This window comes from Pseudomonas sp., assembly GCF_036404235.1.
In the GTDB taxonomy this organism is placed as follows: domain Bacteria; phylum Pseudomonadota; class Gammaproteobacteria; order Pseudomonadales; family Pseudomonadaceae; genus Aquipseudomonas.
Map to the genome: position 1 here is coordinate 1 of NZ_DASWOT010000027.1, position 10,403 is coordinate 10,403.

A 10,403-nucleotide genomic window follows, 5' to 3' on the forward strand; every position below is an offset into this window, starting at 1 on the left:
AGCGGCACGTTTTGTCGGTCGGACCTTGAGCCAATTGCCCGACGGCTCAACCCTGCCGTGGCATCGAGTTGTCGGCGCTGGCGGCAAGATCAGCCTGCCCGCCGGAACAGTCTCAGGGGAAGAACAGCGTGCCCGCTTGAGGGCAGAAGGTGTGACAATCTGCAACAATCGGGTAGATATGCTGCGCCATGGCTGGCGCCCGGCAGAGCACAACGGTTAGAGTGCGGCCTTTGTTTTCGTAACCTGAGGCAGACTCCAGCCCATGCCCCGCAAAACCTGGCGCGCCTCGCTCGCCGTATATGCCAGTCCTTCGACACTTGTACTGCTGCTGCTCGGATTTGCCGCGGGTATGCCCTACATGTTGGTCTTTTCTACGCTTTCGGTTTGGTTGCGCGAAGCCGGTGTCGCTCGTGAAACCATCGGCTACGCCAGTCTCATCGGCCTGGCCTATGCATTCAAATGGGTGTGGTCACCCCTTTTGGATCAATGGCGCCTGCCGATACTCGGCAGGCTCGGGCGCCGCCGCTCATGGCTGGTACTGTCGCAGGCACTTGTGGTTCTGGGCCTGATCGGCATGGGGTTTTGCGATCCACAGCAGCACTTATCCTGGCTGATCGCAATTGCGGTGGTGGTATCTTTTTCATCCGCAACCCAAGACATTGCCATTGATGCGTATCGTCTGGAGATTGCCTCCGACAGTCAGCAAGCCACACTCGCCGCGAGCTACATGGCCGGTTATCGCGTTGCCGCATTGCTGGCAACTGCGGGCGCGCTGTATTTCGCCGAGGGCTTCGGCTCAACCGGTTTCGCCTACAAACATTCGGCCTGGACGGGCACCTATGTGCTGTTTGGTCTGTTGATGCTGCCCGCGTTGGTCACAACACTGATCATGCGTGAACCTGCGGTGCCATTGCGCACACAGTTGTCTGCGGCGCGCTATGGCTTCGTGCATCAACTGGCTTCGGTGTTTGTGCTGATTATCCTGCTGGTGTCGGTACCGGCCATGTTCACCCAGCTGTACAACACCGACTTTGCCAGCGTGCTGTTCGAAGGCACCACCTGGAAAGACCTGCTCATGGAGGACCGCGCATTCCTGCGGGCCATTCTCTACACCACGCTCACCGTGCTGTGCCTTTCATCCATTGGCCGACGCGGCCTGGCGCCAGTGCTGACGCCCATCAACGACTTCATCCTGCGCTATCGCTGGCAGGCGTTTTTGTTGCTCGGGCTGATCGCTACTTACCGCATGTCTGACACGGTCATGGGCGTCATGGCCAACGTGTTTTACATCGATCAGGGCTTCACCAAGGATCAGATCGCCAGTGTCAGCAAGATTTTCGGCCTGGTCATGACCTTGGTCGGCGCAGGTTTTGGCGGGCTGTTGATTGTGCGCTTCGGTATCCTGCCAATCCTGTTCATTGGTGGCGCGACATCGGCGGCAACCAACCTGCTGTTCCTGATGCTGGCCGACATGGGCCCGAACCTGAAGATGCTGATCGTCACGATCTCATTGGATAATTTCAGCTCGGGACTCGCGACATCGGCCTTCGTGGCCTACCTGTCGAGCCTGACCAACCTGAAGTTTTCGGCCACTCAGTACGCGTTGCTCAGCTCGATCATGCTGTTGCTGCCGCGCCTGATCGGCGGGTATTCAGGGGTCATGGTGGAGAAACTGGGCTATCACAACTTCTTCCTGGCCACTGCACTGATGGGCGTACCAACCTTGCTGATGATCGCTCTGCATTGGATTCAGGAATCGCGCAAGGACAAGTTGATCGAGGACGCCAAAGCGCTACCAGCCGAAACACCGGTCAGCGACCAGCCCTGATTTGAAAACACCGATCTGACGGGGGTGTTTCTTGATGTGTGTCTAGCGCTGTGGGAGCTGCCGAAGGCTGCAATGCCATACCCATGGCGAACCGCAATCATGGCCTTCGGCAGTTCCTACAACGAGGGCAATGCCTCGCTACTGCGCAGGCTGTTCCTGCACCAATCGAATCACCCGCTGCGGGAACGGGATATCGATATTCGCGGCACGCAGACGATCACGGGCTTCGGCGTTGAAGCGATTGGATACATCGCCGAAATCGCCGGTATTGGTCCAGACCCGCAGCGAAACAGTGATCGAGCTGTCGCCCAAAGCAGCCACAACGGCCTGCGGTGCCGGGTCCTGCAGTACGCGCGGATCATCCGCCATGTCCATCAACACCTGCAGGGCCTGTTTGAGGTCTGCGTCGTAACTCACGCCCACATCGAAGGTAATCTTGCGCGTCGGCTGACGGTTGGTGTTGATGATGATGCCGTTCGACAGATTGCCGTTAGGCAGAATCACCGTCTTGTTGTCGGCAGTACGCAGCACCGTGTGGAAAATCTGAATGCTGTCGACAGTGCCGGAAACCCCTTGCGCTTCGATTGAGTCGCCAATACGAAACGGGCGGAACAACAGAATCAGCACGCCGCCAGCGAAATTCGCCAGGCTGCCTTGCAATGCCAGGCCAATCGCCAGACCAGCAGCACCGATTGCGGCGACGAACGATGTAGTCTCCACCCCAATCATCGATGCCACACTGACGATCAGCAGGATCTTCAGAATGATGTTCGCCAGGCTGCTGATGAAACCCTGCAACGCCAGATCCGCGTGGCGCAATGCCAGCAGCGCACCAACCTTGGTGGTCAGCCGGTTGATCAGCCACCAACCGATGGCCAGTGTCACCAGCGCCAACACTACGCGGCTGCCGTACTCCATGATCATCGGAATCCAGGCTTGGGACGCCTTGACCAGATGATCCACCTGATTTTCCAGGTTTAACTCCATCGATGTCTCCTTGCGCTCATAAAACGATTGGTTTAACCGACGACGCGGTAACGTCCGTCGTTTACGTCTGACTCAGCCCTGCGACGCCCTTGGAACACTTTGGTTCCCGCTGAACAGTAGCGCTGGCAGAATCGAGCGATCAGTCGCGGAAGTTGTTGAACTGCAATGGCATGCCGAATTCGTGAGCACGCAGGGCGGCAATCGCATCCTGCAAATCGTCACGTTTCTTGCCAGTCACACGCACTTGCTCGCCTTGAATCGATGCCTGAACCTTGAGTTTGGCGTCCTTGATATGGGCGACGATCTTCTTGGCCAGCTCTTTATCAATGCCTTCTTTGAGCACAGCTTCCTGTTTCATCTGTTTGCCAGAAGCGAAGGCATCCTTGACCTCAAGGCACTGCACGTCGATCTTGCGCTTGACCAGCGCCAGCTTGAGGATCTCGATCATCGCTTCGAGCTGGAAGTCAGCTTCAGCGGTCAGGTTGACGGTGAGGTCTTTTTCCTTGAACTCGAAGCTGCCTTTACCTTTGAGGTCGTACCGACGGTCGAGCTCTTTGATGGCATTATCGACGGCATTAGTGACTTCGTGTTTATCCAGTTACGACACTACGTCGAACGAGGGCATGTAAATTCTCCAATTGAACGGCGCGGCTCGGTATGTAGATAGGTCGCGCCTAACTTGACGTTGTGAAAGCCCGGTCATTATAACGAGACTTTTCCTACCTTCACTGCGAGCCTTCGATGTCGATGCTGGTTTCCTGCTTTTCACCGTTGATTGACCAACAGCGGCCCGCTCGCTGATGGCAACCACTTGGCACATCCTTGGCGCCGGCAGTCTGGGTAGTCTGTGGGCCACGCGGCTGTTCCGGGCCGGCTTTGCTGTGCAACTGATCCTGCGTGACGCCGAGCGGCTGGCGGCTTATCACGCCGAAGGTGGCCTGACCCTGGACGAAAAGGGCCTGCGTCGGACGTACGCTGTTGCAGCGCAAACACTTGACGCAACTGAACCCATTGAGCGTTTGCTGGTGGCTTGCAAGGCCTATGACGCCGAACAAGCGGTTTCCAGCCTCGCTTCGCGCTTGGCGCCCGGCGCGCACATATTGCTGCTGCAAAACGGGCTGGGCAGCCAAGACGCCGTGGCCGCAAGTGTTCCTGCTGCCCGCTGCATCTCGATTTCCAGCACCGAAGGCGCGTTTCGCGACCAGGACTTTAGCGTGGTATTTGCCGGACAGGGTTTCAACTGGCTGGGCGATCCGGCCAATCCAACACCCCCCGACTGGCTGCATGCGTTGCAAGCCAGCGGTATTCCTGGCCAATGGACACCCGACATCCTCACCCGACTGTGGCGCAAACTGGCGCTCAACTGTGCGATCAACCCGCTGACGGTCTTGTACGACTGCCGAAACGGCGGCCTGCTTGAGCACGATCAAGAAGTTGCGTCACTGTGTGCAGAACTCGCTCAAATACTGGAGCGCTGCGGCCAACCTGCCGCAGCGGTCGATCTGTACGCTGATGTGCGGCGGGTGATCCAGGCGACTGCCGCCAATTACTCATCGATGTACCAAGACGTCGCTCAAGGACGACGCACTGAGATTAGCTACCTACTGGGCCACGCGTGTGCCATTGCCGCACGCCATCAATGTCAGGTGCCGGCGTTGAACCAGTTGCATGAACGGCTGATCGAACACTTGACCGCTCGCGGACTGCCCAGCGACTGAAGGACAATTTCGTGTCGCGGGTTTGCTGCGCAACTGAACAGCGCTACCCTGCCCGCTCCTCATCTGCAAGTGATGCTGCCTCATGTCATTGCGCCAACGCCTGGAAAACCTGCCGGTCGGCCAAAAGCTCCTGGCGGCCCTGCTGGTCCTACTGACCACCGTGCTGGTGGTCGCGAACCTGACGTTCATCAGCGCGGCCTATTACATTTCCCAGGAAGCCATGGCGCCACAGGCGCTGCAGACCATTGGCCGACTGATCAGTAACCCAGGCTTATCGGCCCAGGCACTGATGTCTCCCTCAAACGGCGAGGCGCTGCTCAAGGAATTGAAAAACTACGGCCCGCTGCGCGCCGCTGCACTGTATGACACCGACGGCAACCGCCTGGCGCAGGTCCAGCAAGGCGACAAGCTGCGGTTGCCCGACCACTTTCGCAATCTGGAAACCTGGCGCATTACCGAGTTTCGCAACACTCAGGTCATTCCAGTGCCCAAGCCCAACAGCGAGCCGGGGCATCTGCTGCTGGTTGCCAGCAGCGAACTGCCGACCGCGTTCTACACCGGCACCCTGGCCGCCAGTCTCGCTATTCTGATCTTCAGCCTCCTACTGTGGGCAGGCGTGGCACGGCAAATACGCCGTTTCATCACCGAGCCGATCTATCAGCTTGAAGAGCTCTCGCGCCGCGTCACCCGCGAAGAAAACTACGCCCTGCGCGCAGGGCCCGGCAATCATGATGAGATTGGCAATTTGGCCGAGGCGTTCAACACCATGCTGTCGCGCATGGAGGCTCGCGAACAGCAACTCAAACGCGCCCGGGACGACTCTCAGGAGGCCTATGATCAGGCGCAAGGGTTGGCCGAGGAAACTCGCCACACCAACCGCAAGCTGGAGCTGGAGGTTCAGGTGCGCAGCAAAATCGAAAAGAAGCTCACCGGTTTTCAGAACTACCTCAACAGCATCATCGATTCCATGCCATCTGCGCTGATCGCCCTGGACGAACAGCTGTACGTCACCCAATGGAACCAGGAGGCCGGGGCACTCTCGGGCACGCCGCTGGACGAAGCGCTCAACCAACCCATCTTTCTCGCGTTCCCACCCATGAAGGCGTTTCTGCCGCAGATCAGGCAGACAGTCGAGCGCCATACCGTGACCAAGATCGAGCGCGTGACGTGGGTCAAGGGCGAGGAGTCGCGACATTACGCACTGACGTTCTATCCGCTGACCGGCGGCGCCGGCCGCGGGGTGGTGATCCGTATCGATGACATCACTCAGCGTCTGTCGCTGGAAGAAATGATGGTGCAATCGGAGAAAATGCTGTCAGTCGGTGGCCTGGCCGCAGGTATGGCGCATGAGATCAACAACCCGCTGGGCGCGATCCTGCACAATGTGCAGAACATTCGTCGGCGGTTATCGCCAGAACTGCCGAAGAACCTGGAGCAGGCCGAGCAGGAGGGCATCGAACTGACCGCCGTCAATCAGTACCTCAACGCGCGGGAGGTGCCTAAGCTGCTCGACGGCATCCAACAAGCCGGCGCACGTGCCGCAAAGATCGTCAGCCATATGCTCAGCTTCAGCCGGCGCAGCAACCGGCAGATGGCGCCCTGCGATCTGCCCGCACTGATCGATCAAGCGGTGGAAATCGCCAGCAACGATTTTGACCTGACCATCGGCTTTGATTTCAAAGGCCAGAACATCATTCGCCAGTTCGATCCCAATCTTGGACCTGTGCCGGGAACCGCCAACGAACTGGAGCAGGTGCTGTTGAATCTATTGAAGAACGCCGCGCAGGCGATCCATCAACGACCAGACGAAAGCGAGCCGGGGCGCATCACCTTGCGCACGCGCTTGAACCCACCATGGGCAGAAATCCAGGTCGAGGACAACGGCATCGGCATGTCGGAAAACGTGCGCAAACGCACCTTCGAGCCCTTCTTCACCACCAAGGAAATCGGCCAGGGCACCGGCTTGGGTCTGTCGGTCTCGTACTTCATTATCACTAACAATCACAAGGGGCAGATGGAGGTGCAATCCACCCTCGGCCAAGGCACCTGTTTCACCCTGCGCCTGCCTCTGGCCGATAGCCAGATCAACGCTCCGACTCCGCTCATCAGTCCGTTGTAACCGGGAGATTCCAACATGGGTTTTCGCTTGTCGAAAATTTACACGCGCACGGGAGACAAAGGCCAAACAGGTCTTGGCGACGGACGTCGGGTACCGAAAGACCATCCGCGCATCGAAGCAATCGGCGAAGTGGATACGCTGAACAGCCAACTGGGCTTATTGCTCGCAGGTCTTGCCGTCGAAGTGGTGCGCGCGCCGGGCCTACAGCAAGTCATTGATGTGCTGACACCTTGTCAGCATCGACTGTTCGACCTGGGCGGCGAACTGGCGATGCCCGAGTATCAGGCGCTGAACACGGCAGAAATCGAAAGGCTGGAGGCGACCATTGACCTATGGAACGAAGAGTTGGGGCCGCTGGAGAACTTCATACTGCCGGGTGGTTCGGCATTGATCGCCCAGGCGCATGTCTGCCGCAGCCTGGCCCGCGGCGCCGAACGGCACTGTCAGCAGTTGAACGCTGTCGAGCCGTTGGCCGGGGTTGGTTTGGCGTATATCAATCGGTTGTCGGATTTGCTATTTGTCGCCGCCAGGCTGATTGCGCGACGTCAGGGAATTGCTGAAATCCTGTGGGAAGCGGCGAAGAAACCCCAGTCGTGAATTTCACTACAATACGTGCTGAAACTCACTCACCCGGCCAAAACGCTCGAATCCCTGCCACGCCCTGCGCGCCGATTGCCCAGGCACGCTGACGCTCTTGCGAGCCGACCCCGCCCAGCAAAAACACCGGCTTGCTGAAGCCCTCGATCAACTCGCTCGCCAGCTCCCAGCCCAGCGGCTGCGCATCAGGATGCGTCTGGGTGTGCTGAACCGGTGACAGGGTGACGAAGTCCACCCCCATCTGCTCGGCCAGCGCCAACTCTTCGGCGTTATGGCAAGAGGCCGCCAGCCAGCGATCCGCTGGCAACGGTCGACCCTTGGCAGCATGCTTGCGCAACTGCGCCGAGGTCGCGTGCCAGCCAGCAGCGGGGAAGTCTCCCAGCCACTCGAAAGGCCCTTTGAGCATCAATTGCGCCTTGCCTGCGCACAGGCCGATCGCATCCACCGCCACATCACGATACTTGGGGTCGTACATATTCGGCGCACGCAACTGAACCAACTTAATGCCGCCAGCCACCGCTTTTTGAATGCCTTGCAGCAATTGCGGCGTTTCCAGCCCATCCGGAGTGATCAGGTAATCACCGGGCAATCGTGCTGCAGCAACGATCGGCTGATTGGCCGCCGGAAAGTCGTATTCGGCAAGCTCCCGGTTCGACACCCAAGCCAGTGGTTGGCCTTCGGCGCCGTGCGGTTCGCCGGTAAACGCCGAGACTTCCCAGACATCCAGCAAAACCTCTTTGTCCGGGTAGTCGTGCCTGATCTTGATCAGCGGCCGCGCGGCGCTCACCACAATGCCGAGCTCTTCCTGCAACTCGCGCGCAAGTGCAGCCTCGACGGCTTCGCCCGGCTCGACCTTACCTCCGGGAAACTCCCACAAACCGCCTTGATGTTGAGTATCGGCACGCCGGGCGATGAGGATTTTGCCATCAGCACCGCGAATGACTGCCGCGGCTACATGAACTCGTTTCACGTTTAAACGTCCTCTAAACCTGCCTGCTGCCAGCGCTTGAATGCAGGCCATTGGTAAATCGTGTCGACGTACTCTGCCGCTTGCGCTGGCAGTTCCACACGATAGCTGCGTAACCGCACGGCGACCGGCGCAAAAAATGCATCGACAATGCCCGGTTGGCCGAACAGGAACGGGCCCTTTTCGGTGGAGGCAGCACGACACTCTGCCCACAGCGCGACCATGCGCTCGATATCGTCCTGCGTCTCGACCGCAATCACTTCCAGCGCTTGGTCATGACGCAGATCCATTGGCATGTTGGAACGCAGACTCGTGAAGCCGCTGTGCATTTGCGCACAGGCAGAACGCGCCTGAGCACGAGCGGCGGCGTCGCGCGGCCACAGTGTGGCCTTTGGAAACAGCTCAGCCAGGGTTTCGCAGATCGCCAGCGAGTCGACGATAGTTCCAAGCTCGCATTTGAGTGCAGGCACCTTGCCCGTGGGCGAATGTTTAAGGATACGCTCACGAGTGTCCGCTTGATTGAGCCGGATGACTTCGTCAGTGAACGGTACGCCCAGCGTCTCCAGCACCAACCAAGGGCGCATAGACCAGGAGGAGTAGCGTTTGTCGCCGATGATCAAGTGCAGGCTCATGGTTAAGCTCCGTTGGATCACATGCTGCGGCTAGCTTGCTCGCGCAAGAGGTAATGAACGACCTGTAGGAGCGAACTTGTTCGCGAGACGGCGGCCTGACGCACCGCGTCAATTCCTCGCCAACAAGTTGGCTCCTACAGTTGAAGATCCTCCAGAACTACGTCCGGTATTCGGCGTTGATCTTCACATATTCGTGCGACAGGTCGGTTGTCCAGATGGTTTCACTGCACTCACCTCGACCCAACTCGATGCGAATGGTGATTTCCTCTTCAGCCATCACCGCCGCGCCCTGCTCTTCGGTGTAGGTCGTTGCACGGCAGCCTTGACTGGCGATGCACACGCCGCTCAGGAATACGTCGATCTTGCTCACGTCCAGATCCGGCACGCCAGCACGACCCACTGCGGCGAGGATACGACCCCAATTGGGGTCAGACGCGAACAACGCGGTTTTGATCAACGGCGAGTGCGCGACGGCGTAGCCGACATCCAGGCACTCCTGATGATTGCCGCCGCCGTTCACTTCCACGGTCACGAATTTGGTTGCACCTTCACCATCACGCACGATGGCTTGGGCGACTTCCATGCATACGTCGAACACCGCACGCTTGAGCAGGTCGAACAACGGGCCCTTGGCTTCGGTGATCTGTGGCAGGTCAGCCTGGCCGGTGGCGATCAGCATGCAACAGTCATTGGTCGAGGTGTCACCGTCAATGGTGATGCGGTTGAATGACTTGTTCGCGCCGTCGCGAATCAGGTCCTGCAACACACTTTGCGACACATTGGCGTCGGTAGCGATGTAGCCGAGCATGGTCGCCATATTTGGACGGATCATGCCCGCGCCTTTACTGATGCCGGTCACAGTGACCGTTACACCATCGTACTGGAACTGCCGGCTGGCGCCTTTGGGCAAGGTGTCGGTGGTCATGATGCCGGTCGCCGCGGCAGCCCAGTTATTCACAGACAGGTCGTCAAGCGCGGCTTGCAAGGCGCCTTCTATTTTCTCCACAGGCAGCGGTTCGCCGATCACGCCGGTCGAGAACGGCAGCACAGCGTCGGCATCGACCCCAGTCAACTCGGCGAGCCTGGCGGTAGTGCGCGCAGCAGCAATCAGACCTGGCTCGCCAGTGCCCGCATTGGCATTGCCGGTATTGGTCAACAGGTAACGCACGGGACCTTTGACGCGCTGCCTGGACAGAATCACCGGTGCCGCGCAGAACGCATTAAGGGTGAACACGCCCGCCACGCTGGAGCCTTCAACGCAGCGCATGACGACGACGTCTTTGCGCCCTGGGCGCTTGATGCCGGCAGAGGCAATGCCAAGTTCGAAACCGGGAACCGGGTGCAGCGTCGGCAAAGGACCAAGACCAACAGCCATGAAATGCGCTCCTTGAGAAATACCCATGCCGTCTGGCAGCACGCCAGTACGGCTCGAACAATTGAAAAACGCCGCGACGGGGTAAGCCGGTCGCGGCGCTTGTTTCTGTGGTACGGCGTCCAGCTACCGCCAGTCGGTTGACGACTTAGCTGATCTGACCGTGACAGTGCTTGAACTTCT

10 protein-coding genes are annotated in these 10,403 nt (G+C 59.0%); 5 read left to right on the plus strand and 5 right to left on the minus strand.

The genetic code is table 11. From position 1 onward, the window contains the following. On the plus strand, positions 1 to 220 hold a 220-nt coding region (locus VGC62_RS03745; RefSeq protein ID WP_331185729.1), incomplete at its 5' end, for an MGMT family protein. Between the two features lie 42 nt (positions 221 to 262). Then, positions 263 to 1,828: an AmpG family muropeptide MFS transporter gene (locus tag VGC62_RS03750; RefSeq protein WP_331185730.1), complete on the plus strand. Its 1,566-nt coding sequence runs from the start codon at positions 263 to 265 to the stop codon at positions 1,826 to 1,828. 138 nt (positions 1,829 to 1,966) lie between these two features. On the opposite strand, the gene VGC62_RS03755 is transcribed toward VGC62_RS03750, so the two are convergent. Further along, positions 1,967 to 2,815: a mechanosensitive ion channel family protein gene (locus VGC62_RS03755; RefSeq protein ID WP_331185731.1), complete on the minus strand. Its 849-nt coding sequence runs from the start codon at positions 2,813 to 2,815 to the stop codon at positions 1,967 to 1,969. 139 nt (positions 2,816 to 2,954) lie between these two features. Continuing rightward, positions 2,955 to 3,413, minus strand: a complete 459-nt coding sequence (locus VGC62_RS03760; RefSeq protein WP_331185738.1) for a YajQ family cyclic di-GMP-binding protein — start codon at positions 3,411 to 3,413, stop codon at positions 2,955 to 2,957. Positions 3,414 to 3,615: 202 nt separating this feature from the next. Between VGC62_RS03760 and VGC62_RS03765 the strand changes: the two genes are divergently transcribed. The 3 genes from VGC62_RS03765 to VGC62_RS03775 all read left to right on the plus strand — a co-directional run bounded on the left by VGC62_RS03765 (position 3,616) and on the right by VGC62_RS03775 (position 7,249). Further along, positions 3,616 to 4,533 carry a putative 2-dehydropantoate 2-reductase gene (locus VGC62_RS03765; protein WP_331185732.1) on the plus strand — a complete coding sequence of 306 codons (918 nt, stop codon included), beginning with the start codon at positions 3,616 to 3,618 and terminating at the stop codon, positions 4,531 to 4,533. Positions 4,534 to 4,615: 82 nt separating this feature from the next. After that, positions 4,616 to 6,652 (plus strand): sensor histidine kinase, encoded by a 2,037-nt coding sequence (locus tag VGC62_RS03770; RefSeq protein WP_331185733.1) that lies wholly within the window; start codon positions 4,616 to 4,618, stop codon positions 6,650 to 6,652. A gap of 15 nt (positions 6,653 to 6,667) precedes the next feature. Next, positions 6,668 to 7,249: a cob(I)yrinic acid a,c-diamide adenosyltransferase gene (locus VGC62_RS03775; RefSeq protein WP_331185734.1), complete on the plus strand. Its 582-nt coding sequence runs from the start codon at positions 6,668 to 6,670 to the stop codon at positions 7,247 to 7,249. Positions 7,250 to 7,274: 25 nt separating this feature from the next. On the opposite strand, the gene VGC62_RS03780 is transcribed toward VGC62_RS03775, so the two are convergent. The 3 genes from VGC62_RS03780 to argJ form a co-directional block, all read right to left on the minus strand. Then, on the minus strand, positions 7,275 to 8,219 hold the full coding sequence (locus VGC62_RS03780) for a Nudix family hydrolase (RefSeq protein ID WP_331185735.1): 945 nt from the start codon (positions 8,217 to 8,219) through the stop codon (positions 7,275 to 7,277). 2 nt (positions 8,220 to 8,221) lie between these two features. Continuing rightward, positions 8,222 to 8,848, minus strand: a complete 627-nt coding sequence (locus tag VGC62_RS03785) for a glutathione S-transferase family protein (RefSeq protein ID WP_331185736.1) — start codon at positions 8,846 to 8,848, stop codon at positions 8,222 to 8,224. A gap of 157 nt (positions 8,849 to 9,005) precedes the next feature. Continuing rightward, positions 9,006 to 10,223, minus strand: a complete 1,218-nt coding sequence (gene argJ / locus VGC62_RS03790) for a bifunctional glutamate N-acetyltransferase/amino-acid acetyltransferase ArgJ (protein WP_331185737.1) — start codon at positions 10,221 to 10,223, stop codon at positions 9,006 to 9,008. Between the last annotated feature and the right edge of the window lie 180 nt (positions 10,224 to 10,403).

Coding starts and splice junctions, on each gene's coding strand:
- VGC62_RS03775 (WP_331185734.1), top strand. CDS start 6,668: ATGGGTTTTCGCTTGTCGAAAATTTACACGCGCACGGGAGACAAAGGC.
- VGC62_RS03750 (WP_331185730.1), top strand. CDS start 263: ATGCCCCGCAAAACCTGGCGCGCCTCGCTCGCCGTATATGCCAGTCCT.
- VGC62_RS03770 (WP_331185733.1), top strand. CDS start 4,616: ATGTCATTGCGCCAACGCCTGGAAAACCTGCCGGTCGGCCAAAAGCTC.
- VGC62_RS03765 (WP_331185732.1), top strand. CDS start 3,616: ATGGCAACCACTTGGCACATCCTTGGCGCCGGCAGTCTGGGTAGTCTG.
- argJ (WP_331185737.1), bottom strand. CDS start 10,223: ATGGCTGTTGGTCTTGGTCCTTTGCCGACGCTGCACCCGGTTCCCGGT.
- VGC62_RS03755 (WP_331185731.1), bottom strand. CDS start 2,815: ATGGAGTTAAACCTGGAAAATCAGGTGGATCATCTGGTCAAGGCGTCC.
- VGC62_RS03785 (WP_331185736.1), bottom strand. CDS start 8,848: ATGAGCCTGCACTTGATCATCGGCGACAAACGCTACTCCTCCTGGTCT.